Below are 23,498 nucleotides of genomic sequence, written 5' to 3'. Positions count from 1 at the left end.
GGCTATGCTTATCCCTCATGAGCGACCAAGCCAGCACCCCGACGACCGCCACCGACACCTCTGCCGCGCACACCACCCGCGCGAAGCAGCGTGTGGTCAGTGGCCTGCAGCCCACCAGCGACTCCTACCACCTGGGCAACTACCTGGGTGCGGTGCGGCAGTTCATCGGCCTGCAGGACGACTACGACGCGTTCTACTTCATCCCGGACCTCCACGCCATCACGGTCGACCAGGACCCCAAGGAGCTGCGCCACCGCACCCTGGCGGGCGTGGCCCAGCTGCTTGCGCTGGGTATCGACCCGGAGAAGTCCACCCTGTTCGTGCAGTCGCACGTCCCGGAGCACGCCGAACTCGGCTGGGTGCTCACCTGCATGACGGGTTTCGGTGAGGCCTCCCGCATGACCCAGTTCAAAGACAAGTCCGCCAAGCGTGGTGCCGACCGCACCGGCGCGGGCCTGTTCGCCTACCCCATGCTCATGGCGGCGGATATTTTGCTCTACCGCCCGCAGCTCGTGCCGGTGGGGGAGGACCAGCGGCAGCACATTGAGCTGACCCGCAACCTCGCGGAGCGTTTCAACTCCCGCTACAAGAAGACCTTCGTCGTCCCCGAGGGGTTCATCCCGCAGGGCGCGGCGAAGATTTACGACCTGCAGGACCCGACGTCGAAGATGAGCAAGTCGGGCTCGAACCCGAAGGGCATCATTAACCTGCTCGATGACCCGAAGGTGTCCGCGAAGCGCATCAAGTCCGCCGTCACCGACAACGATGGGGTCATCGCCTACGACAAGGACGCCAAGCCGGGTGTGTCGAATCTGCTGGTGATCCAGTCGGCGCTCACCGGCACCTCCATCGATGAGCTGGTCGCCGGCTACGAGGGCCAGGGCTACGGTGCCCTGAAGACGGATACCGCCGACGCGCTCGAGGCGTTCACCACCCCGCTGAAGTCCGCCTTCGACGAGTACATGGCGGACACCGCGGAGCTGGAGCGAGTGCTGGCCCGGGGCGCCGAGCGCGCCCGCGAGATCGCCTCCCGCACCCTGGCGGACGTGTACGACCGGGTCGGTTTCTTGCCGCGCCCCACCGTGTAAGCACACCGCACAGTTCCCGGACAGTTCCCGCACTGTGCCCGGACAGCTCCCACATTGTCACGGCACTGCCACCGCAGTGTGATGGCTGCGTCAGGGGAGTATCCCTGCGCGCGGGCCGCATCCTCCTCGATGCGTCCCGCGCGCAGCCATCTTTTGGGGTGGTGTGGCGGCAGGGTGAGGCGAGTCGTTACTCTGTGAGTCGACCGACAACACCCCGCCACACCTCCACCCGCGCACCTCATGCGCCGTGGGCGGCAGCGCCTGCTGCCTTGACCGCCCATGCGGTGGAGGGTGTGGTGTTTGTTTCCAAGGAGTTCTGATCCCGCGTATGTCCCGCACCGACGAGTACGGCATTGAACGAGCACGCTCCGACGAGCCGGGCTTCATCGAGAAGTACCGCCAGAAGTGGGGCTGGTTCGACCACCTCATGCTGATGCAGGAACGCTACGCCACCATGGGCGGCAACCAATACTCCGCCGGCATCACCTACTTCTCCGTGCTGTCGATGTTCCCCATCCTCATGCTGCTGTTCGCGGCCGCCGGTTTCGTGCTGGCCGCCCGCCCCGAAGCGCTCGCCGACCTCCAGCAGCTCGTCACCGAGCACATCGACGGCGACATTGGCACCCAAGTCAACGCCGTCATCGACACCGCCATCCACCAGCGTGGCGCGGTGGCCGGCATCGGTGCCCTCACCGCGCTGTGGTCGGGACTCAACTGGATGAACCACCTGCGCTACGGGGTGTCGAAAATCTGGAAATATGACCCCACCGGCGGCAACTTCGTCATGAACAAGCTGCGCGACCTGCTGGCACTGCTCAGCCTCCTCGTCGCGATGATCATCGCCTTCGGTGTCACCGCCGTCGGTTCCTCCGGGCTCACCGACAACCTCATCGCCTGGGCGCACCTGGACGACGTGCCCGGCATCGAGTGGCTCACCCGCCTCGTGGCGATCGCTGTCGGTCTGCTGGCGAACTACATCGTGTTCTTTTGGCTCATTGTGTCCCTGCCGCGCGGGGTCGTGCCGAAGAAGTCTGCCGCCCAGGCCGCCATCATCGGTGCCGTCGCCTTCGAAGCTTTCAAACAGCTGGGTAGCATGTTTTTCTCCTCCGCGGTGAAAAACCCTGCGGGCGCGACCTTCGGCCCCATCATCGGCGTCATGGTGCTGTTGTACTTCATCTGGCGGATCCTGTTGTACTGCTCCGCGTGGGCGGCCACCACGAAGCAGTCCCTGGCGGAAGCACAGCTGCCGGCCCCGGAGCCGGCCGTCATCCAGATCCGCGCCGACGTCACCCCGGCACCGACGAAACGCGTCGCGGGGGCCGCGATGGGCATCGGTGCCGCCGCGGGTGCCGTGGCCGCACTTGTGGGCCGCAAGCTCAGCAAGTAGCCCCGCAGGGGTCCCCACCACCACACACCGCCGCCGCAGGCCTGCACAGCTCATCTGTGCGCGCCTGCGGCGGTGGTGTGTGTGGGGTTCACCGACACACTGGGTGCCTGGTAGGGGTGGCCCGGGGGAGGGGCCGTCGGCGTCGGGCCCTTTTTAGGCTTCGTAGGAACCGCGCTCCGCGCGGCGGCGACGGGCATGCCGCAGATTCACCACCGCCGCCGGCACGGCGACCACCACAATGAGCACCGGCAGCAGCCAGGCGAACACCGGAATCCGGTGGGCGGGCTCCGGGTCGCGGGCGACCGCCACCCCGGGGGCGCGCCGAGCGGAGGCCTCAGCATCGCCTGCCACCGCCAGCGGCTCGACCACGCCGACACTGGCGCCGGGGCGGGTCGCGAAGCCGGCGTCGATGAGGCGGCCCGCCTGCTCCCAGGCGCGCCCCCGATCAATAGTCGTGTCGAGCACCACCGCCGCCAGGCGGCGGCCCCCACGATCCACCGCCCCGACGAAGGTGTGCTTCGCATCATCGGTGTAGCCCGTCTTGCCGCCGATGGAATCCGGGTAGTTCATCAACAGGCCATTGTCGTTCCACAGCTCATAGCCGGGCAGGTCGTCGTAGCCGGGGAAGTCGTATTTCTCCGTGGCGACGATGCGGGCAAACGTCGGGTTCATCCAGGCGTGGCGGTAGATGAGCGCCATATCAAACGCAGAGGTCGACATCCCCGGGGCGTCGAGGCCCGAATAGGAGGCCGCCCGGGTGTCCTGCGTGCCGAGCGACTGGGCGAGCTCGTTGACTTTCTTCACGGTGGCCTCATCCCCGCCGAGGAGTTGCGCCAGCGCGTGGGCCGCGTCGTTACCGCTGGCCAACAGCAGGCCGTGCAGCAGATCCGTGACCGTGTACTCGCCGCCCGCACCTAAGCCCACCGCGGAGCCTTCCTGCCCGGCGGATTCCGCAGACACCCGCACAACGCGGGCGGGGTCGAGTTCCTCGATCGCGGTGAGCGCGAGCAGCACCTTGATGATGGAGGCCGGCCGGTAGCGGCCGTGCGGATCCTTCGCGGCGATGATGTCGCCGGAGTCGATGTCGAACACGATGAACGACGACGCGGTGTATTCCTCCGGGGTGTGAAAACCGGGGGCGGCGATGATGCCGCAGGCGTTTTGCAGCTGCGGGCCGCCGGTGCGCACCTGCGGGATCGGCAGCGGCGCGGGGCTCGTGGAGCCAGGCCGCGGCACCTCGGAGGTGTCCACCGGTGCCGGCGGCAGGAGCGACTGGGGGCAGTCGCGGGTATCCGGCGCCTCCGAGCGGGGTGCCGGATCCAGTGCCGCCGCCCGCGGCAACGCCCACACCCCACTGCCCGTGGCGCTGCCGCCGTGCGTGTCGAGCACCGCCGGTGCGGCTTGCAGGGCCAGGCCCGCGCACAGTGCCCACCCGGCCAGCCGGCGCGCGGCGGGGCGCGCCGCAGTCAGCGTCGGCGGGGTCGGGGCGTGGGGCAGAGTGTGCATGGGCGGTAAGTCTACTCCCCATACGAATGTCAATTGTGATGAATTCGCAATCTTTCCGCGTCAGCTTCTCTGGGCACCCACAGGGCGCGCCGGTGGGGTGGGCGGGGCGGGGTATTCTGTGAGCCATCATGAGCACCACGGACAGCCCCCAGCACGCCACCGACGATCACACCCACGCCGACCACGGACACGCCCACGCCCACCACGGACACACCCATGCTGACCACGTGGAGACCCGTGAGCAGGAAGTCGCCCACGTCACCAGCCACCTGACCCCGGGCGCGCCCCTGGACGAGGCCATCGTGCACGCCCTGCCGAAGGTGGTGCTCCACGACCACCTCGACGGCGGGCTGCGGCCCGCCACCATCGTGGAACTCGCCGCTGCCTGCGGCTACGAGGGGCTCCCCACCACCGACCCGGAGGAACTCGGCCGCTGGTTCGTCGAGGCCGCGAACTCGGGCTCGCTGCCCAGCTACCTGGAGTGCTTCGACCACACCACCGCCGTCATGCAGACCGCCGACGCCCTGGAGCGGGTCGCCCGCGAAGCGGTGGCCGACCTGGCCGCCGACAACGTCGTCTACGCGGAACTCCGCTTCGCCCCGGAGCAGCACCAAGCCCAGGGTATGTCCCTGCAGGAGGTTATGGACGCCGTCATCCGGGGCCTGGCCGCCGGCGAGGAGGCCGCCGCCGCGGCCGGCCGGCCCATCGTGGCTCGGCTCATTGTGTGCGGCATGCGGCACGCCGACCGCACGAAGGAGATCGCGCAGCTCACCATCGATAATTACGGTGCCGATTCCCCGGGCCGCGGCTACGTCGTCGCCTTTGATATCGCCGGCGCGGAAGACGGCTTCCCCGCCACCCGCCACAAGGAGGCCTTCGACCTGCTGCGGGCCGCCTATGTGCCCTTCACCGTCCACGCCGGCGAAGCCGCCGGCATCGACTCCCTGGCCGGTGCCCTTGAGGTCGGGGCGGCGCGCCTCGGGCACGGCGCCCGGCTCTACGAGGACTTCTCGGCCTCCCTCGACGGCATTGACCCCGGCCGCCTGTCCTCCTACGTGCGCGACCGCCGCCTCGCCCTGGAACTCTGCCCGACCTCCAACACGCAGACCGGCGTCGTCGACGACATGGCCGACCACCCGTTGCCGCTGTTGCACCAGCTGGGCTTCGCCGTCACCGTCAACACCGACAACCGGCTGTTGGGCGACACCACCATGACCGGGGAAATGATGGTGCTGGTGCGCTACTTCGACTACACCCTCGGCTCCTTGTACACGCTCACGCTCAACGCGATCAGCCAGGCCTTCATCAGCGAGCTGCAGCGCGAAGAGATCAGCGCCACCCTCATCGAACCGACCTACGCCCGCATCGGTGCCGCCCTCCAGGGGGACCTCAGCGACGACACCCAGGACACCCCCACCGGGCCCGAGCTGGCGCAACAGATGCAGCTGAGCGAGGAAGAACTCGCCGGCATTGACCCCGCCATCCTCGAGGAGCTCGGCATCAGCCTGGACGACCTTGGCATCACCGGCGGCACCACCCCGGAGAACTCCTAGCTGGACCTCCGCGCGCGGTTGTGCGTGTTGCGCGAAGGACGAATAAGAACACAACACAGCACTGCACCGCGCTGAAGCACACAGACACAAACGCAGCCCACCTTCCATCGGCACCTAAGGCCGGCGGGCGGTGGGCTGCGTTGCATCCAGCACGTGCGTGCTGCAAGGAGCATCGGGGGACACCCCGTGCACAGCACTGCCCCGGGCCGAGGCCCAGGGCAGGGGAGAGGCAGGCGCGCGGTTGGGGCTACTTGGTGTTTTGCTCCGGGAGGAAGTACCAGGCCACGCCGTAGAGGATCAGCGTCGCCATCGAGATGTTCGTCAGCAGGGCCAGGGCCACCACACCGAAACGCACGAGCGCGGGATCCAGGCCATAGCGGTGGGCGATGCCGCCGCACACGCCGGCGATCATCTTGTCATCCGAGGAGCGGTACCAGGTGTCGAACGGGGAGGGCAGGGAAGAGGAAGACATGAGGGGTTCTCCTTAAGAAGAAAAATGAGGTGCCGGCACACTCCGTTCCCGCTGTGCCCCGCGTGTACCCGGTGCCACGGGCACCACAGGGGCGGGGGAGAAGGATCGGGTCTGCGTCGGCAGATGGATGAAGAGGAAGAGAAGAAAAGAAAGGTGAGAAGGGATGAGAAGGGAAAGGACGCGGGCGGCTTCTGTGTGCCGCTGCGCCGGTGGCGGTGCCTAGTAGCGCGGCTCGCGGGGCATGACCATCGCGGCCACGAGGTACAGGAAGGGGCTGACGACGTTGAAGACGAACGCCAGAAGGACGGTGACGATGCGGACCATCGCCGGATCCCAACCGAAGTACTGGGCGACACCGCCGCACACGCCGAGCAGCATTTTGTCGGTGGAGGAGCGGTAGAGGCGACGCTGGGGAAGATTCATGTTGTTGTAGGTCATGGTTTCTACAGTAGGCCCGGACGCAGTGGCCCACATCGGGGAGCGCCCTGATCTTTCCCCTGATTCGCGCCCGCCTGCAGGCCCCACGCCACACGCGTGGCCGCGGTGGTGGTGTGTGCGCTGGTGGTGGGGCTGCGGGCACGGTGGCGGTGCATGGTGGCGCAGCTTCACGGGCACGTGTGGGCGTTTCAGGGGCGCTGGCGAACCCTGTCAGGGCACCTGGGGAAACCCGCGGGGAAGCGCAGACGGCGCCCTCCTGCTGTGCACCAGCCCCACAGACGACGACACCCACGCCGGCGCAGATGCGCGCAGGGCGTGGGTGTCGGGCAGGCGGTGACCCACCGGAAGATGCGGCGGGACTTTCGCCGGGGTGAGGTGGCGGTTTAGAACTTGGTGAACCGGGCGATGAGAGTGTTCTCCAGGTCCTTCCAGCCCTCCACCTCAGAGGTGTACGGGGCGGACGGCACATAGCCAGACGGCGCACCACCGACGTAGGCGATGAACTCCTGGATGGAGGGGTTCGCCACCAGGATGGAGGACACCGAGTCGTCCTTCGCCCAGTCAGCCGCATCCGCCAGCACGCTGTAGGCCTGCAGCAGCTGCTCCTTGTCGACCTTCGCCGGGCCCGAGTTGATGGCCTCCGCCAGGCCGGTGAACACGTAGGTGTTGTCCGGGTGGACGGTGATCTCCAGGGTGCCGCCGTTGGCAGCGTCCATGATCTCCGGCCAGGTCGACAGGTTCGCCATGTTGTGGTCCTTGTGCTCCACGAGCCAGCGGACAAACGCCTTGCGGTTGTTGAAGGACGTGATCTGGCCGTAGGAGCCCAGGAACACCGGCTGGTCGTTCAAGTAGGTGCGCAGGGTGTACAGGGTGCGGCCATCGATGACGATCTTCACCGGGTCGATGCCGGCCTGGCCCCACACCGACAGGTCGTAGGGGTCGGCCGCCTGCAGGGTCTTCTTGGCGTCCTCTTCCTCCTGCTTCGCGCGCTGCTCAGCGGCAGCCTGCGCGGCGGCGATCGCCTCGGTGGCGGCCTTCTCCGCGTCGGCATCCACGTCCTGCAGCACGATGGCGGCGTCCATGGACTCCACCACGGCACGCCAGCCGCCCAGCACGATGCGGCCCACGCCACTCCACTCGGAGGAACCACCCTCGCCGGCGTAGTGATCGCTGCCGCGATCCACGTTCGCCAGCAGCGAGTGGGAGGAGAAGAACGACTGCACCGGCAGCTCCTGTGCCACATCACCCAAGGAGCGGGCGAAACGGAACGCGCGCGCCACGGAGGTGACGTTGCTGTGGCTGGGGCGCTCCGCCAACCAGGCGGGCAGCTCCACCATGTCGAACTGCTCACGGGCAGCCGGCACGACGCGCAGCGGGGAGGAATCCGCGGCAAACGCACCCCACTTGGGGTGGTCGGTCAGATCGTGCGGTGCGCCGGAGTCCAGGAAGGCCAGCAGCGCGCCGGGGGTGGCGAAACCGTAGACGTCATCGCCGTAACCGAGAAGTGCCTGCCACTCGGAGCCGTGCTCACGAAACAGGGGTGCCCAGAGGGTATAAACGTCGCCCTGGGGCAGAGAAATCTTGACGGGAACAATGCCGTTGGTAGCCATGGCGGCTCATTCTACCCTGTGGGACGAAAGTAGCCCTGAAAAGGCATCCCCAGGTTCGTCACGCGCAGCGGGGAGACAGACACCGGATTGCCGGCTTCCACGATCTGGCCATCGCCGATATACATCGCCACGTGTCCGTCCCACACCAGCAAGTCGCCCTCGGCGAGCTCGCTGGCGGAGATCTGCCGGCCGATGCTCTGGTGCTCCGCGAGGCGGGGCAACTCCACCCCGGCCTGCCGCCACGCCCACTGGGTGAGCCCCGAGCAGTCGAAGCCGACGCCCGGGGTGGTGCCACCCCACACGTACGGCGTGCCCACCTGGGACAGTGCCGCCGCGACGGCCTTCTTGCCCGCCTCCGTCGGCGCGCCCCCGCCGGTGGCGCCGGGGACCGGCGTGGTCTGCTGGATGGGCTGCATCCCAGCGCCCCCGCCCCGCGGGGAGGGCCCCTTGGGCACGCTGCGCGCCACCGCGCCACCCAGGCGCGAGGTGCCACTCATCCCGCGCGGCGTGGTCGGCAGCGGATGCGGCTCCTGCGCCACCGCCACAAGACTGCGCGTCGCCGGCAGCAACTCCACGGCGAGTTGTTCCGCGCGGGCCTGCGCGGCCGCCAGGGTGCGCGCCCCCAGCACCTCCAATTCGAGGCGGGCCGGCAACCCAATCGCCGGGTCGGGGCTCAGCGCCAAGGGCAGCAGCCCGGCGGCCTCCGTCAGCGCCTGCTGCAGCAGCCGCCCCACGTCCACCGCCGCCCGCAGCAGCGGGCCTTCGGCCGCGTGAAACGCCTCCACCAGCTGCTGCTGTTGGCGGTCAAGAACCTCCAGGTGCTCCACCGGCACCTCCGTCGCCGCACCCGTGGCGGCGGCCACCGCCTCCACCAGGTGCAGGGTGTCGGCCACCCCGCCGGCGAACGCCGCATCCAGCTGCGGCGGGCCACCCGGGATGAGGGCCGCGGCGGTGGCAATGATGCGGGGCAGATCAAACACGGCCGACTCCTCCCTCGTCGGTCACCGACAATGCCTGCGACAACTCCTCGTCGGCGCGCTCGTAGGCATCAATGGTGTCGAAGGCGGCAGCCGCCAACTGGCGGGTGTACTCGCGCATCGCCTCCCCGCGCAGCGCCACCGCGGCAGTGGCGTCACTCAACGCGGCGAGGAAGTCAGCCGCCACAGAGCCCGCGCCATCAACACCACCGAGGAAAGGAATCTCGATGGCGGCGGCGCTGCGCTCCAGGCGGCCGGCGCGCCGGCGGGCCTCGTCGATGTCGAATTCGACGCGGACGCCAGCTGCCGTGTTCGCCGCCGCGGCAGACGAGGACGGGGAAGGGGACCAAGGATCGGGAGAATGCGTAGTGCTCATGCCCGTCGAGATACGCCCGCGCCCACAAATGGTGCGCCCCGGTGCCGCGGCGGCTTCACCTACCCCCGCTGGCGCGCCCGACAGGCGGCGCCCAGCACCCCGACGACGGCTGCGCGCCGGGCGTCGACGGCACGGGGCGGCAGGCACCGATGCCCCCAAGGTGCGCCCCCTGCCGCCTGCGCCGTGGCCAGCGCCCGTGCAGGCCACAGTCATTTTTTCAGGCCCGGAGTACGTGTTGCGCCGGGGCGCGTGCCGCGGCTGGCGGGGTGGGTGCCTGCCGCTGTCGGCCCGTGATTCGGGCCGGATGTGCGGCCACTGTGAAACTGGTGACATGAGGCCCCGGGGGTACGTCCTGCGGGTGAGGATCGGGTGCCGCGCGGGTGGGCGTGTGGCGGGGTCGTGTGGGGCGCGGCACTGCTGTTGGCTCCGCCGGGTTGGGCGGACCTAGGATGAGACACATGGACATCACCGTCGTTGATCACCCCTTGGCCGCCTCCCGACTGACCATCATGCGCGACGCACGCAGCGATAACGCCGCCTTCCGCGCCGCGCTGAAGGACCTCGGCGCGATGCTCATCTACGAAGCATCCCGCGACCTGCCGGTCGAAAACTTTGACGTGGCCACCCCGGTGGCCACCGCCGAAGGCACCCGCCTGGAGAACCCGCCGATCATCGTGCCCGTCATCCGCGCAGGCCTCGGCATGATCGACCCGGCGCTGTCGATGATCCCCGACGCCCAGGTGGGCTTCATCGGCCTGGCCCGCAATGAGGAAACCCACGAGCCGGTGCCCTACCTTGAGGCCCTCCCGGAGGACCTCACTGGCCAGCCGGTGTTCGTCGTCGACCCGATGCTCGCCACTGGTGGTTCCCTGCTCTACGCCATCCGTCTCCTCGCGGAGCGTGGCGCCACCGACATCACTGCGGTGTGCATGGTCTCCGCGCAGCCGGGCGTGGACGCCCTGGCGAACTCTGGCCTGCCGGTCCGTCTCGTGACGGCCACCATCGATCCGGAGCTCAACGACGACGCCTACATCGTCCCCGGCCTGGGCGATGCGGGCGACCGCCTCTACGGCCCCCGCAACATCGACTTCTAAACCCCTTGCGTGTGGCGGGCGCTGCCCGCACGCGAGAGGAACACTTACAGCCAGGCTTCGGCCTGGCTGTTGTCGTTGGGGCACTGTGGGGCGATGGTGCCGCGGGCGGTGGCAGCGGATGTGGTGCCGGGCGCGACTAGTGATTATGACAGTCGGATAGGTAGCAAATGTGCATGTCATGTGTGTTGTGCTTTTGCCCAACGTGTTGTGCAGACAGTGCCGTAGTCCTCCGCCACAGTGGAGGCCATGAGTGTTTCAGACAAGGGACTTGACCTTCACCTCGACAGCTACGGGCTGGCGTTCTCCGCACGGCTCCGACTACTGCGCAGCATGCGCAACCTCACCCAAGAGGAACTGGCCCACCTCGCGGGAGTCCACCGCAATCAGATCGTCAACCTGGAGCGCAACGAAACCCGCCCGGGAAAACCTGCGAACCCGACCTTCTACACGATTTACAGCCTGGCGCGGGCACTCAATGTGCCGGTGGCGGTGCTGCTGCCGGGGGCGACGACAGCGGTGACAACAACCTGCGACTATCACGTGGCCGCAGACCTGCATATCGACGTGGTGTGGCCCGTTGCGGAGGAGGACACCGCCCCCTTCGGCCCCGCGGAAGTCCGCGGGGAGCGACGCATCGACGAACACCTCCTGCCAGGCCACAGCATGGTGGACCGCACGGCCCGCGCGGCACATCTGCCGCAGGCGGAAGAGGTGGTGGAGTTGCTGCGGCGCACCCGGGATGCCCTCCACGAGCAGGTGGCCGCACTCCCGGAAGGTCAGGTGCCCGAGGATCTGCGGGCGGCGCTGGACGATCTCGACGCCCAATTGGACGCGCACGACACTGCGCAGGCCCCGGCCGACGAGCCGGAGGCATCCCCGGAAGTAGTGGATGCAGTGGATGCTGCCGCCGAGGAGGCCACCCCGGCGGCAGCCCAGTAGCGGGCGGCTGTAGCCCCCACGCCCACACAGGGGCCTGGGGTGTCGGGGGTGACTGCTACATGTGGTCGAGGAGTTCCTCGAGTTCCACGAGCACCCGGGCCAGCAGGGCTTCCGCTTCCTGGGTGCTGCTGGTGCGGGAGATCTCCACATAGAACTTGGCCTTCGGCTCCGTGCCGGAGGCGCGGCCAATGATCCGGCAGCGCGGGCCCGCCGCCGTGTCTTCTGTCGTGTCTGCCGGCTGCAGCCGCAGCACCACACCCTGGTTGCTGCGCAGCGGGGAGGAGGTGATCTCCATGCCCGCGAGCGTGGCCGGCGCGTGGTGCGCGAGCGCATCCACGAGGTCGGCGGCATCCGCGGTGCGGATGGAGACCTGCGCGCCGCTGAAGTAGCCGTGGGTGCGGTAGATGGCATCCAGCTCGTCGAGCAGCCCCCGGCCCTGGGCTTTGAGCTCCGCAGCCCACGCGCACACCAGCAGGGCGGTGGCGATGCCATCCTTATCCGGCACGAGGTCGGGCAGCGGGCAGGTGCCGATGGCTTCCTCGTAGGCGTAGACCAACTCGCCGGGCGCATCATCGGCGGCCCGGGCGAGGTTTTTGAACCCGGTGAGGGTTTCCCGGTAGTCCCAGCCCTTGTCGGCGGCGATGAGCCCCAGCAGTTCCGAGGACACCACCGTCGTGGCGACGACCGGTGCCGGGGTGGTGGCGTGCGCCGGGTGGGCGGGCACGACCCGCGTCGCCAGCAGCGGGCCGAGCTCGTCGCCGCGCAGCATCCGAAACTGCGTCTGATCGGTGGTGGGGTCGTGGTAGGGCACGCCCACCGCGCAGCGGTCGGCATCCGGGTCGAGAGCGATGAGCAGGTCCGCCCCCTGGGCGGCGCCCTCAGCGAGGAGCAGGTCCGTCGCCCCGGGTTCCTCCGGGTTGGGGAAACTCACCGTGGGGAACGTGGGGTCGGGGTACTGCTGGGCGGCGACCGGTTGGCTGCGGGCAAAGCCGGCGGCCTGGAGGACCTGGTTGAGGGCGCGACCGCCCACACCGTGCATGGCGGTAAACGTCACCGCGAGGGCGGCGCGTTCCCCGACGACGCGGAGCTTGTCGCCCTCCGGCGGGGCGACGCGTTCCACAATGTCGTCGATGTAGCGGCGCAGCGGGTCCGCGCCCGGTCGCACCGGCACCCGGGGCACTGCGAGCGGATCGGTGACGTGGGCGATGTGCGCCTCAATGGCCCGGTCGTCGGGGCTGACGAGCTGGGCGCCGCCGGCCAGGAAGACTTTGTAGCCGTTGTCGGAGGCCGGGTTGTGGGAGGCCGTGATCTGCACGCCGGCGTCCAGCCCGCGGCTGCGGACCAGCCACGGCATCACGGGCGTCGGCGTCGGGGTCGGCAGGAGGAACACCTCAAAGCCAGCGCCGGCGAAGACTTCCGCCGCGCAGGCGGCGAAGGTGTGGGAGCCGTAGCGGGCGTCGTAGCCGACGGCGACCCGCAGCGGCCCGTTCTGCCCGTACATGGTGGCCCCGATGTGGCCGGCGGTTTCCTCGTCGAGGACCGCCGGGTGGGGGATGTGCAGGGAGGCGGAGCGCTCCACCAGCCACGCCGCCAGCCCCGCGGTGGCGCGGGTGACCTGGGTGACGTTCATGTGGTCGGCCCCGGGGCCGACGGGGGCGCGCAGCCCGGCGGTACCAAACGTCAGCGTCACAGCCCACGCACCACCTTCGCCAGCAGGGCCCCGCAGTCGGCGGCCGCGGCGGCGCCCGCCGCGAGCACCTCCTCGTGGTTGAGCGGCTCGCCGGTTACCCCGGCGGCGAGGTTCGTCACCAGCGACAGGCCGAGGACCTCCAGGCCGGCGGCGCGGGCCGCGATCGTTTCGTACACCGTCGACATGCCCACCAGGCCCGCCCCCATGATCGACAGCATGCGGATCTCCGCGGGGGTTTCGTATTGCGGACCCGGCATCATTGCGTAGACCGCTTCCCGGGTGCCCGGGCGCAGCTGCTGCACCCGCTGCCGCAGCCGCGGCGAGTAGGCGTCCACCAGGTTGACGAACGTCGCCCCGACGAGCGGGGTTTTCCCAGTGCAGTTGATGTGGTCGGCGATGAGCACCGGCTCGCCGACGCGCATGCCGTCGACGATGCCGCCGGCCGCGTTCGTGAGCACCACCGTGTGGGCGCCCGCCGCCGCGAGGGTGCGCACGCCGTGCACCGTGCGCCACATCGGCACGCCCTCGTAGGCGTGGGTACGCCCCGTAAGCAAGGCCACGATGACCCGCCCATCGGCTGCGCCTGCGGCAGGTGCCTCCCCGTCCGCGAGGTGCTGCTCATCCGCGGCGAGCTCCACGACGAGGATGTCGCTGCCGTGCCCCTCGGCCGTCGGCGGCAGGAACCCCGGCAGGCTGGCCGCGGGGATCCGGGCCCGCAGCTCACCTGCCGTGCACAGGTGCTCCGCCGCGGGCTTCCATCCCGAGCCCAGCACCACGCCCACGTCGATGCGCGGCACGCCGGCCGCCTGGCAGAGTGCGGCGGCCGCCGCGGAGGCGACCTCCTCCGGGGTGTGCGGCTCGGCGGGGTGCGTGTGCCCGTCCTGCGGCTGCGCCCCCTGCGGGAGGGGGACGGTGAGCACCGGCTGCCGCGGGGAGGTGGCAGCAGTCGTGGGTTCCTGCGCGGGCAGCGGGAAGATGCTGGGGTAGGTGGGGTCCGACATAGTGCCCCAGCGTACTAGCGAAGACCGACACCAGGACGGCGAAAAGTACCCCCTGTGTTCGAACGCCGCAGCCGGCGCACCCCACGCGGCCTGCAACAAGAGCAGGCGCCGCTCGCACCTGGCCGCGCGGGCCGGCCACGCACCCCAGCAGCTACCACAGTCGCCCAGCAGGTGAATCACCGACCTGAGCAGCACAAAGGCCAACACAGTGGCCGCCGTGAGCGCCCGCAGCCTGTCCGCATCGTGGGGCGCGTGCGCGGTGGTGCGCGTCGAGGGGCTGCCCTGTGGATAATCCGCAGGTGCTGGGGTGGTGTGTGGATGCGCCGTCTGGGCTTGGTGGGGCGGGGATGGGCCTTTCGCCAAGCGCCGCACCCGCGGCGCGCTATCGTGTGGAGAGGTCCTACCTCTGGCGGGGTGCGCTGCAGCAGCGGGGTGCCTCGCACAGATGCGAACCGCGCTACTTCCTGCCGCCCGGGCCAGCAGGCTCTCTGCCATCCGGCCCGGAGTGGCCGGATCAGGACCACCATGCCCACCCCAGGGGAGAAGTAAAGGACACACCGTGAAGCTCGCCGCCGCTGTCGACGCTTGGCTCCTCGACCACCGCGAAGAGGTGCTCGAGTGGTTTACCCACCTGCACTCCCACCCGGAGCTCTCCCACGCCGAGCACGGCACCACCGCGTTCCTGGCGGAGGTGCTGTCCGCGCACGGGATGCAGCCGCACCTGTTCGCGGAAACCGGCCTCATGGTGGACATTGGTCCGCAGCCGGCGGGCGCGACCGCGCTGCCGCGCACCCCCGGGGCGCCGGATGTGGCGGCGGTGCCGACGGCCGCGCCGCACATTGTGGCGTTTCGGGGCGATATTGATGCCCTGCCGATGCAGGAGCAGTCCGGGGTGGAGTACGCCTCCGAAGTCCCCGGTGTCATGCACGCCTGCGGGCACGACGCCCACGCCACGATCGTCACCGCACTGGCGTGCGCACTCAAAGCCAACGAGAAACTGTTGGCGTCCCCGGTGCGCTGCATCCTGCAGCCGGCGGAGGAAGTCATGGTCGGTGGCGCGCCCGACATGATTGCCCAGGGGGCGTTGGAGGGCGTGGCGAGCATTTTTGCCGTGCACGCGGAGCCGAAGCTGCGCACCGGGCAGATCGGTGTGAAAGCCGGGGCGATTACCTCGGCGGCGGATGTGCTCACCATCCGGGTGCAGGGCCCGGGCGGGCACTCGAGCCGCCCCCACATGACCGCCGATGTGGTCTACGCCCTGGGGCTGCTCACCACCCAGCTGCCGGGGTTGTTGTCCCGCCGGGTGGATCCCCGCACCGGCACGGTGCTGGTGTTCGGGCAGGTCTCCGCGGGGCACGCCCCGAATGCCATCCCGGAGGAAGGCATGGTGGCGGGCACGATCCGCACCGCCGACATGAACGTGTGGCGCGGCATCCGCCCCCTGCTGGAAGAACTCATCGAGCAGGTCATTGCGCCGACCGGGTGCACGGCCACCGTGGAGTACCTGCGGGGCGTGCCGCCGGTCATCAACGATGATGCTGCGACGGCGCTGCTCGTGGAGGCGGCGCGCTCTATTGACCCGCACTGCCTGGTGGAGGCCTCCCAGTCCTCCGGTGGGGAGGACTTCTCCTGGTACTTGGAGCACGTGCCGGGGACGATGGCGCGCCTGGGCTGCTGGGATGGGCAGGGCACCCCGCATGATCTGCACCGCGCAGATCTGGTGGTCGATCCCCGCGCCATCGGGGTCGGCGTGCGGCTGTTCGGCGCGATCGCTGAACGCCTCGCCGGGGTGCAGGACGCCGCCGACCGCCACACACTCTAGATAGAGGCGCGTGTGGCGCGCGCCGTCGATCTGCCCGCGCAGGTCACGTATCCCCCGGGTGTGGGCAGCGCGGGTGTCGGTTGGGCACGGGTATAGCGGGGGTGTCTTCTTCGCGGGGGTAGCGGGGTGAGTGTGGGCTAGGTAGGCCTTCGCCTGGGGTGGCCGATAAGCTGGGCGTGCACGACTGTGGGTACCTCCCCGCGCGGGCCAGCGGTTTTCGCGTCTGTGCCCGCAGGGTGCGCCCAGTGGTTTTTCTCTTCGCTTTGTCTTCTTCGTTTTCTTGTCGGCTTATTCGTCTTTTTCTTTCCTCGGAGGACCTGTGACCAAACGCATTGTCATCATCGGCGGTGGCCCCGCCGGCTACGAAGCTGCCCTCGCGGGCGCCAAGTACGGCGCCGAGATCACCCTGGTTGAGGATCAGGGCCTGGGTGGCTCCGCAGTGCTGTACGACTGCGTGCCCAGCAAGTCCTTCATCGCGGCGACCGGCATTAAGACCGACCTGCGCCGCGCGGACGACATGGGTTTCGCCGACACCGCGGACACGAAGGTGCTGCGCCTGGCGGAGCTCAACGAGCGCGTGAAGACGCTGGCGGAAAACCAGTCACGTGACGTGCGCGGCCAGATGGCGCGCGCCGGCATCCGGGTCATCGATGGCCGCGGTGCCTTCGACGACTACCAGTCGAAGCAGTCGATTCACTACGTGAAGGTCACCCACTCCTCCGGCGAGGAGGAGACCATCGAGTGCGATCTCGTGCTCGTCGCCACGGGCGCCTCCCCGCGCATTCTGCCGGGCGCACAGCCCGACGGGGAGCGCATCCTCACCTGGCGTCAGGTGTACGACATTGATTCCCTCCCGGAGCACCTCATCGTCGTCGGCTCCGGTGTGACGGGCGCGGAGTTCGTCTCCGCGTTCGCGGAGCTGGGCGTGAAGGTCACGATGGTGGCCTCCCGGGACCGTATCCTCCCGCACGATGATGCCGATGCGGCCGACGTGCTGGAGACCGTCCTGGAGGAGCGCGGCGTGTCCCTGGAGAAGCACGCCCGCGTCGATTCGGTGTTCCGCACCGAGGACGGCGGGGTGTGCGTGCGCACCGCTGACGGCCGGGAGATTTTCGGCTCCCACGCCCTGATGACGGTGGGTTCGGTGCCGAACACCAAGGACCTTGGACTGGAAAAAGTCGGCGTGGAGACCACCGACTCCGGCCACATCAAGGTTGACCGGGTGTCCCGCACCTCCGTGTCGGGCGTGTACGCCGCCGGCGACTGCACCGACCTGTTCCCCCTCGCCTCCGTGGCGGCGATGCAGGGCCGTATCGCCATGTACCACGCCCTCGGTGAGGGTGTGAGCCCGCTGCGTTTGAAGACTGTGGCGACGGCCGTGTTCACCCGCCCCGAGATCGCCGCCGTGGGTGTCACCCACAAGGAAATCGAATCCGGTGAGGTCTCCGCCCGTGTCATCGTGCTGCCGCTGGCTACCAATGCGCGTGCGAAGATGCGCTCCCTGCGCCACGGTTTCGTCAAGCTGTTCTGCCGGAAGAACTCCGGCCTCGTCATCGGTGGCGTCGTCGTCGCCCCGACAGCCTCTGAGCTGATTCTCCCGATCGCCGTCGCTGTCGATAAGGGGCTCACGGTGACGGACCTGGCGAACACGTTCAGCGTGTACCCGACCCTGTCGGGGTCCATCACGGAGGCTGCCCGCCAGCTCGTCCAGCACGACGACCTCGGCTAAACCTGGCGCAGCCACCCACCCTCGTTACCACCGCCGTCACGGCTGGGTTGTCACACCCGGCCCGTGGCGGCGGTGGTTTGTGTGGGGTGGGGGAGGGTGCCTGGCCGGGAAGCGCGTGGGGAGGGCGACGGGTCGCGGAGGAGTGGACGTGGCGCGCAGGCAAAGGAGCCGCCGGGCGTCGTGGCTTATCGCGCGCGTCGGGGGTTAGTGGATGACCTCGGGTTGTGTCCGCCCGCGCAACCAGGCGTCCATGACAGGCAGCGTGAAGACCAGCAGCCCGCGGGCGGGGGCGGCAATGAGGTCGCGGGCGAGGAGCCGCGCCCGGATGCCGGAGAGATCGGTGACCTGTGCGCCGAGGTGCGCGGCGATGTCCGTGATGCGGGCCCCGGCTAGCGGGTAGGTCTGCTCAGGCAGCGTCTGTGCCGTCGCGATGTCGGCCATGGCGTGGAGGAAGCGCTGCTGTTGCTGCGGCAGCCGGTGGATATCGAGGCTGTACGCACTGTCCCCCAGCGTGGTGGCGGCGGAGAGGGTGACCGCGCGGGCGAGTGCAGCGTCGATGGTTGTGGCCCCCTCCTCCGCGGCCGCATCCCACGCGAGCTGGCCTGCCAGCTGCAGGAAGCGCGGGTGCCCCTGCGCCAGCTCGGCCACGATGCGGGCGGCGTCCTCGGTGAAGGGGATGGGGGAGTCGGCGGCCACCTGCTGTAGGAGGGTGCGGGCATCGTCCTCGGTGAGCGGGCCCAGGCGGTAGCGGCGTGTACCCCGCAGTAGGAGTGAGTCATTCTGGGTGCGGAGCGTGTCGATGGTGCCACTGCGGCCGGCGAAGACGAGCACGCTGGGGGTGCCGCTGAGGCGCAGCGCGTGTGCTGCAGCGAGGATCTCGTCGCGTGCGCGGCGTCGGAGGTGGTGCACGTCGTCGACGGTGAGGAGGACGCCGCGCCCGGTGCCTGCGCCTGGGGTGGGGTTGAGCGCAGTGTGGAGTGCATCCGCCGTCGCCGGCAGGTCCGATCCGGGCGTGTGGGGTCCGGCAGGGGTGCACGCGTGGACGGCCCAGCCTGCGTCCTTGGCGCGTCGGTGGAGCTCGCCCAGCAGGCTACTGAGTCCGGAGCCGCGCGGGCCGGAGACTGCCAGGATGGGCCCTTGGTCGTGCCCGCGGAATGCGTCCTCACAGACCTTGAGGGCCGCGGTGCGGCCGAGGAAGGTGTGCGGCGGCGTCATGTGTGTCGCGCGGAAGGGGTTGGCGGCGGCATCCATGGGGGCGAGTGTATCCCATCACAGCTGCGTATAAACATCTAAACCCTAGCCCGCGGATAGACGTATAAAACCCGCGTTGTGTGCGCGGCCGACTGATGGCGCTGCGTCTCGGCGCGCCGGTGGCCGGTGGTGGGGGTGGGGCGCGTCCTGCGGGGGCGGCGGCGGGGGTAGTCCGTGGGGGTGATAATGACTATGAAGCAGGTCTGCTACAGCTGTGATGCTGTGATACAGTCCCCGTGCAAGTGACCTGAGTCATAAGTACTTAGCTTGAAGGAAAGGCCCTAATCGCGCCCATGAGTACGCCTCGCGTAGCCAGCTTTAAAAAAATCCTCGTCGCCAACCGTGGCGAGATCGCCGTCCGCGCGTTCCGCGCCGCCTACGAGATCGGTGCCGAGACCGTGGCGGTGTATCCGCGGGAGGACCGGAACTCCTTCCACCGCTCCCACGCCTCCGAGGCGTACCGCATCGGCACGGAGGGCTCCCCGGTCAAGGCCTACCTGGATATTGATGAGATTCTGCGCGCGGCGAAGGAATCCCACGCGGACGCGGTGTACCCGGGCTACGGCTTCCTCAGCGAGAACGCGCAGCTGGCGCGGGAGTGCGCCGAGAATGGCGTGACCTTCATTGGTCCCTCCCCGGAGGTGCTGGACCTCACGGGCGATAAGGCGCGCGCGGTGAAAGCTGCCCGGGAGGCGGGCCTGCCCACGCTGAACGAGTCGGAACCCACCGACGACATTGATACCCTCGTCGCCCAGGCCGAGGGCCAGGCCTACCCGCTGTTCGTCAAGGCGGTGGCCGGTGGCGGCGGGCGCGGCATGCGTTTCATCCCCGAGGAAAAAGACCTGCGCCACCTCGCGGCGGAGGCGTCCCGGGAGGCGTTGAGCGCCTTCGGTGATGCGCGCGTCTACATTGAGCGCGCGGTCATTAACCCCCAGCACATTGAGGTGCAGATCCTGGGCGACCACACCGGCGATGTGGTGCACCTGTTTGAGCGCGACTGCTCCCTGCAGCGCCGCCACCAGAAGGTCGTGGAGATCGCCCCCGCCCAGCACATCTCGCCGGAGCTGCGGGAGAAGATCTGCGCGGACGCGGTGCGCTTCTGCAAGCACATCGGCTACTCCGGTGCCGGCACCGTGGAGTTCCTCGTCGACGAGGCGGGCGAGTACGTCTTCATCGAGATGAACCCCCGCATCCAGGTGGAGCACACCGTCACCGAGGAAGTCACCCAGGTGGACTTGGTGAAGGCACAGATGCAGATCGCCGCCGGCGCGACCTTGAAGGAACTGGGGCTCACCCAGGACGCTATTGCGGTGCACGGCGCGGCCCTGCAGTGCCGCATCACCACCGAGGACCCGGCCAACGGTTTCCGCCCCGACACGGGCACCATCACCTCCTACCGCTCCCCGGGCGGTGCGGGCGTGCGCCTCGATGGCGCGATCCAGCTGGGCGGCGAAATCACCGCCCACTTCGATTCGATGCTGGTGAAGATGACCTGCCGCGGCAGCGACTTCGCCACCGCCGTGGCCCGCGCGCAGCGCGCCCTGGCCGAGTTCCACGTGTCCGGGGTGGCGACCAACATTGGGTTCCTGCGGGCCCTGCTGCGGGAGAAGGACTTCACCACCCAGCGGGTGGCGACGAGCTTCATCGCGGAGCACCCCTGGCTGCTGTCCGCCCCGCCGGCCGACGACGAGCCGGGCCGCATCCTCGACTACCTGGCGGACATCACCGTCAACCGCCCGCACGGCCTGCCGCCGGCGCAGGTCCGCGCCGTCGACAAGCTCCCGGAGCTGCCCCACACCCCGCGCCCGCGCGGCTCCCGGGACAAGCTGCGCGACCTGGGCCCCGCCGAGTTCGCCCGGCAGCTGCGCCAGCAGGATGCGCTCGCGGTGACGGATACGACGTTCCGCGACGCCCACCAGTCGCTGCTGGCGACCCGCGTGCGCTCCTCCGCGCTGGTGGATGCGGCCCGCCACATCTCCTACCTCACCCCCGATTTGCTCTCCGTGGAGGCCTGGGGCGGGGCGACCTACGATGTGGCGCTGCGCTTCCTGCACGAGGACCCGTGGGCGCGCCTCGACGAGCTGCGGGCGGCGATGCCGAACGTGAACATCCAGATGCTGCTGCGCGGCCGCAACGCCGTCGGCTACACCCCCTACCCGGATTCGGTGTGCGCCACCTTCGTCGCGGAGGCGGCCCGCTCCGGGGTGGACATCTTCCGCATTTTCGACGCGCTCAACGATGTGTCCCAGATGCGGCCCGCCATCGACGCCGTCCTGGAGACCGGCACCGCCGTCGCGGAGGTCGCCATGGCGTACTCCGGCAACCTGGCCGACCCGAAGGAAAACCTCTACACCCTCGACTACTACCTGCGGCTCGCCGAGGAGATCGTCAACTCGGGTGCCCACGTGTTGGCCATTAAGGACATGGCGGGCCTGCTGCGGCCGGCGGCCGCGACGAAGCTCGTCACCGCCCTGCGGAAAGAATTCGACCTGCCGGTGCACGTCCACACCCACGACACCGCCGGCGGGCAGCTCGCCACCTACCTGGCGGCCGCGAACGCCGGCGCCGACGCCGTCGACGGTGCCAGCGCGCCCCTGTCCGGCACCACCAGCCAGCCGAGCCTGTCGGCGATCGTCGCCGCCTTCGCCGACACCTACCGCGACACCGGCTTGAGCCTCGCCGCGGTCAGTGACATGGAGCCCTACTGGGAGGCCGTGCGCACCATGTACGCCCCCTTCGAGTCCGGCACCCCCGGCCCCACGGGACGGGTGTACCGCCACGAAATCCCCGGCGGGCAGCTGTCGAACCTCCGTGCCCAGGCCGTCGCCCTCGGCCTGGCGGACCAATTCGAACTCATCGAAGACAACTACGCCGCCGTCAACGAGATGCTCGGCCGCCCGACGAAGGTCACGCCCTCGTCGAAGGTGGTCGGCGATCTGGCGCTGCACCTCGTGGGCGCGCACGTCACCCCCGCCGAGTTTGTCGCCGACCCCCACAAGTACGACATCCCCGACAGCGTCATCGCGTTCCTCCGCGGGGAGCTCGGCACCCCGCCCGGCGGCTGGCCGGAGCCGCTGCGCAGCCGCATCCTCGAAGGCCGCGCGGAAACCTCCACCGCCCTCGTCGAGGTTCCCGCCGAGGAGCAGGACAACCTTGACTCCGATGACGTGGCCACCCGCCGCGCCGCACTCGACCGGCTGATGTTCCCCAAGCCGGCCGCCGAGTTCGTCGAACACCGCCGCCGCTTCGGCAACACCGCCATCCTCGACGACCGGGAATTCTTCTACGGGCTCGTCGAAGGCGAAGAAACCGTCATCGACTTGGGTGATTCCACCGCCCTGGTGGTGCGCCTCGATGCGATCTCCGAGCCGGACGACAAGGGCATGCGCACCGTCGTGTTCAACGTCAACGGCCAGATCCGCCCCCTGCGGGTCCGCGACCACTCGGTGGAATCCACCACCCAGGCCGCCGAAAAGGCCGACCCGAGCCAGCCCGGCCACGTCGCCGCCCCCTTCGCGGGCGTCGTCACTGTCACCGTCATCGACGGCGACGAGGTCAAGGCCGGCGACCCGGTCGCCATCATCGAGGCCATGAAGATGGAGGCGACGATCACCGCGCCGACCAGCGGTCGCGTCAGCCGCGTCGTCCTCACCCAGGCCGCCAAGGTCGAAGGCGGCGACCTGCTCCTCGTCATCGAGTAACGCGCAGCCGCACGCCACGGCAGTGGCCCCCGCCCGCCCGCAGGCACCGAGTCAGCACGACCGGTGCCTGCGGGCGTTGTGTGTGGTGGTCGGGCGGCGGTCGTACTGTGCCGCGTTAGTCACATCCGTCACATCTGTTTCGGTGCCTGTGTTAAGCTGGCTTGCCTATTGCCCGGTGCATGCCGGGTGCTTCCCTTCCCCAACATCAGGTACTCGAGGTACTCATGCGTTTCACGAAGACTGTCGCCGCCACCCTGGCGCTCGCCACCGCTGTGGCCGTTGCCCCGCAGGCTAGCGCTCTGACGCCGAAGCAGCAGGGCTACATCAACAAGATCAACTCCGCCTCCTGCACGGAGGTGCGACTCGGTCTCGCCAGCCAGGGCGTGAGCAACCAGGCCCAGCTCGCCGGCGCTGCCCAAGCCTACGCCCAGGGCCAGGCCGGTGGCCAGCTCACCGCCTCCCAGCAGCAGTTCGTCAACGCCGCCGTCGCCGCCGGTACCGCGAAGGCCGCGTCCTGCGGCATCAACCTCGGTGGCGCTCCCGCACCCGCCCCGGCAGCGGCACCCGCTCCGGCTGCGGCCCCCGCGCCCGCAGCTGCTGGCGCCCCCGCAGCCGCCCCGGCGCCGGCCCCCGCTGGTGCTCCTGCCGCTGGCGTCCCGGCCAACTCCGTCCTCAACGCCCTGCCGCCGCTGCCGCAGCCGATCGCTGACGCGATCCGCGGTGCGGAGTTCAACTGGCAGCAGTTCATCACCTGGCTGCTCGACCAGCTGAACAAGGCCCTCGGCCGCTAAAAGCGCAACGCGCCTAACAGACACACGCAGGCCTTCCTCCCCGGGGTGACCCCGGCGGCGGAAGGCCTGCGTG

At 69.4% G+C, this 23,498-nt stretch carries 18 protein-coding genes; 9 read left to right on the top strand and 9 right to left on the bottom strand.

What is annotated here, in order from left to right:
* Positions 1–17 precede the first annotated feature (17 nt).
* On the top strand, positions 18–1,088 hold the full coding sequence (gene trpS, locus C1Y63_RS06510; protein WP_106015664.1) for a tryptophan--tRNA ligase: 1,071 nt from the start codon (positions 18–20) through the stop codon (positions 1,086–1,088).
* 328 nt (positions 1,089–1,416) lie between these two features.
* A complete protein-coding gene (locus C1Y63_RS06505; protein WP_106015663.1) occupies positions 1,417–2,475 on the top strand; it encodes a YhjD/YihY/BrkB family envelope integrity protein in 1,059 nt (352 codons plus the stop codon).
* 153 nt (positions 2,476–2,628) lie between these two features.
* On the opposite strand, the gene C1Y63_RS06500 is transcribed toward C1Y63_RS06505, so the two are convergent.
* On the bottom strand, positions 2,629–3,981 hold the full coding sequence (locus C1Y63_RS06500; RefSeq protein ID WP_106015662.1) for a D-alanyl-D-alanine carboxypeptidase family protein: 1,353 nt from the start codon (positions 3,979–3,981) through the stop codon (positions 2,629–2,631).
* Between the two features lie 128 nt (positions 3,982–4,109).
* Between C1Y63_RS06500 and C1Y63_RS06495 the strand changes: the two genes are divergently transcribed.
* A complete protein-coding gene (locus C1Y63_RS06495; RefSeq protein ID WP_106015661.1) occupies positions 4,110–5,534 on the top strand; it encodes an adenosine deaminase in 1,425 nt (474 codons plus the stop codon).
* Between the two features lie 247 nt (positions 5,535–5,781).
* On the opposite strand, the gene C1Y63_RS06490 is transcribed toward C1Y63_RS06495, so the two are convergent.
* The 5 genes from C1Y63_RS06490 to C1Y63_RS06470 all read right to left on the bottom strand — a co-directional run bounded on the left by C1Y63_RS06490 (position 5,782) and on the right by C1Y63_RS06470 (position 9,407).
* Positions 5,782–6,006: a PspC domain-containing protein gene (locus tag C1Y63_RS06490; protein WP_106015660.1), complete on the bottom strand. Its 225-nt coding sequence runs from the start codon at positions 6,004–6,006 to the stop codon at positions 5,782–5,784.
* Positions 6,007–6,225: 219 nt separating this feature from the next.
* Complete coding sequence (locus tag C1Y63_RS06485) at positions 6,226–6,444, bottom strand: PspC domain-containing protein (protein WP_158256104.1); 219 nt, start codon at positions 6,442–6,444, stop codon at positions 6,226–6,228.
* A 383-nt stretch (positions 6,445–6,827) separates the two neighbouring features.
* A complete protein-coding gene (locus C1Y63_RS06480; RefSeq protein WP_106015658.1) occupies positions 6,828–8,054 on the bottom strand; it encodes a hypothetical protein in 1,227 nt (408 codons plus the stop codon).
* Between the two features lie 11 nt (positions 8,055–8,065).
* Positions 8,066–9,034, bottom strand: coding sequence for a C40 family peptidase (locus C1Y63_RS13020; protein ID WP_233195614.1), 969 nt, complete (start codon positions 9,032–9,034; stop codon positions 8,066–8,068).
* Positions 9,027–9,407 (bottom strand): hypothetical protein, encoded by a 381-nt coding sequence (locus C1Y63_RS06470; RefSeq protein WP_106015657.1) that lies wholly within the window; start codon positions 9,405–9,407, stop codon positions 9,027–9,029. The genes C1Y63_RS13020 and C1Y63_RS06470 overlap by 8 nt, the downstream gene beginning before the upstream one ends.
* A gap of 458 nt (positions 9,408–9,865) precedes the next feature.
* Between C1Y63_RS06470 and upp the strand changes: the two genes are divergently transcribed.
* Positions 9,866–10,501 carry a uracil phosphoribosyltransferase gene (gene upp / locus C1Y63_RS06465; RefSeq protein WP_106015656.1) on the top strand — a complete coding sequence of 212 codons (636 nt, stop codon included), beginning with the start codon at positions 9,866–9,868 and terminating at the stop codon, positions 10,499–10,501.
* A gap of 246 nt (positions 10,502–10,747) precedes the next feature.
* A complete protein-coding gene (locus tag C1Y63_RS06460; RefSeq protein WP_106015655.1) occupies positions 10,748–11,440 on the top strand; it encodes a helix-turn-helix transcriptional regulator in 693 nt (230 codons plus the stop codon).
* A 55-nt stretch (positions 11,441–11,495) separates the two neighbouring features.
* On the opposite strand, the gene C1Y63_RS06455 is transcribed toward C1Y63_RS06460, so the two are convergent.
* On the bottom strand, positions 11,496–13,130 hold the full coding sequence (locus C1Y63_RS06455; RefSeq protein ID WP_233195613.1) for a phospho-sugar mutase: 1,635 nt from the start codon (positions 13,128–13,130) through the stop codon (positions 11,496–11,498).
* Positions 13,127–14,131, bottom strand: coding sequence for a purine-nucleoside phosphorylase (locus C1Y63_RS06450; RefSeq protein WP_106015654.1), 1,005 nt, complete (start codon positions 14,129–14,131; stop codon positions 13,127–13,129). The genes C1Y63_RS06455 and C1Y63_RS06450 overlap by 4 nt, the downstream gene beginning before the upstream one ends.
* A 559-nt stretch (positions 14,132–14,690) precedes the next feature.
* Between C1Y63_RS06450 and C1Y63_RS06445 the strand changes: the two genes are divergently transcribed.
* Both C1Y63_RS06445 and C1Y63_RS06440 read left to right on the top strand, forming a co-directional pair.
* Positions 14,691–15,953, top strand: a complete 1,263-nt coding sequence (locus tag C1Y63_RS06445; RefSeq protein WP_199189071.1) for an amidohydrolase — start codon at positions 14,691–14,693, stop codon at positions 15,951–15,953.
* A gap of 319 nt (positions 15,954–16,272) precedes the next feature.
* The gene (locus C1Y63_RS06440) at positions 16,273–17,682 is read left to right on the top strand and encodes an NAD(P)H-quinone dehydrogenase (protein WP_106015652.1); all 1,410 of its coding nucleotides are present in this window, start codon (positions 16,273–16,275) and stop codon (positions 17,680–17,682) included.
* Positions 17,683–17,886: 204 nt separating this feature from the next.
* Here C1Y63_RS06440 and C1Y63_RS06435 read toward each other — a convergent pair whose 3' ends face one another.
* Complete coding sequence (locus C1Y63_RS06435; RefSeq protein ID WP_106015651.1) at positions 17,887–18,933, bottom strand: hypothetical protein; 1,047 nt, start codon at positions 18,931–18,933, stop codon at positions 17,887–17,889.
* A 293-nt stretch (positions 18,934–19,226) separates the two neighbouring features.
* Between C1Y63_RS06435 and C1Y63_RS06430 the strand changes: the two genes are divergently transcribed.
* Both C1Y63_RS06430 and C1Y63_RS12685 read left to right on the top strand, forming a co-directional pair.
* Entirely contained in the window at positions 19,227–22,634 is a 3,408-nt protein-coding gene (locus C1Y63_RS06430) for a pyruvate carboxylase (protein ID WP_199189070.1), read from the top strand.
* 224 nt (positions 22,635–22,858) lie between these two features.
* Positions 22,859–23,425, top strand: coding sequence for a hypothetical protein (locus C1Y63_RS12685; RefSeq protein WP_158256103.1), 567 nt, complete (start codon positions 22,859–22,861; stop codon positions 23,423–23,425).
* Positions 23,426–23,498: the final 73 nt, after the last annotated feature.

The sequence above is a fragment of the Corynebacterium sp. 13CS0277 genome (assembly GCF_002994655.1).
Taxonomy (GTDB): Bacteria; Actinomycetota; Actinomycetes; order Mycobacteriales; family Mycobacteriaceae; genus Corynebacterium.
This window is presented reverse-complemented; position numbering and strand designations above follow the sequence as displayed.

Excerpts from the sequence above, each read along its gene's own strand:
- trpS (WP_106015664.1), top strand. The coding sequence starts at position 18 with ATGAGCGACCAAGCCAGCACCCCGACGACCGCCACCGACACCTCTGCC.
- C1Y63_RS06505 (WP_106015663.1), top strand. The coding sequence starts at position 1,417 with ATGTCCCGCACCGACGAGTACGGCATTGAACGAGCACGCTCCGACGAG.
- C1Y63_RS06500 (WP_106015662.1), bottom strand. The coding sequence starts at position 3,981 with ATGCACACTCTGCCCCACGCCCCGACCCCGCCGACGCTGACTGCGGCG.
- C1Y63_RS06495 (WP_106015661.1), top strand. The coding sequence starts at position 4,110 with ATGAGCACCACGGACAGCCCCCAGCACGCCACCGACGATCACACCCAC.
- C1Y63_RS06490 (WP_106015660.1), bottom strand. The coding sequence starts at position 6,006 with ATGTCTTCCTCTTCCCTGCCCTCCCCGTTCGACACCTGGTACCGCTCC.
- C1Y63_RS06485 (WP_158256104.1), bottom strand. The coding sequence starts at position 6,444 with ATGACCTACAACAACATGAATCTTCCCCAGCGTCGCCTCTACCGCTCC.
- C1Y63_RS06480 (WP_106015658.1), bottom strand. The coding sequence starts at position 8,054 with ATGGCTACCAACGGCATTGTTCCCGTCAAGATTTCTCTGCCCCAGGGC.
- C1Y63_RS06470 (WP_106015657.1), bottom strand. The coding sequence starts at position 9,407 with ATGAGCACTACGCATTCTCCCGATCCTTGGTCCCCTTCCCCGTCCTCG.
- upp (WP_106015656.1), top strand. The coding sequence starts at position 9,866 with ATGGACATCACCGTCGTTGATCACCCCTTGGCCGCCTCCCGACTGACC.
- C1Y63_RS06460 (WP_106015655.1), top strand. The coding sequence starts at position 10,748 with ATGAGTGTTTCAGACAAGGGACTTGACCTTCACCTCGACAGCTACGGG.
- C1Y63_RS06450 (WP_106015654.1), bottom strand. The coding sequence starts at position 14,131 with ATGTCGGACCCCACCTACCCCAGCATCTTCCCGCTGCCCGCGCAGGAA.
- C1Y63_RS06435 (WP_106015651.1), bottom strand. The coding sequence starts at position 18,933 with ATGGATGCCGCCGCCAACCCCTTCCGCGCGACACACATGACGCCGCCG.
- C1Y63_RS06430 (WP_199189070.1), top strand. The coding sequence starts at position 19,227 with ATGAGTACGCCTCGCGTAGCCAGCTTTAAAAAAATCCTCGTCGCCAAC.
- C1Y63_RS12685 (WP_158256103.1), top strand. The coding sequence starts at position 22,859 with ATGCGTTTCACGAAGACTGTCGCCGCCACCCTGGCGCTCGCCACCGCT.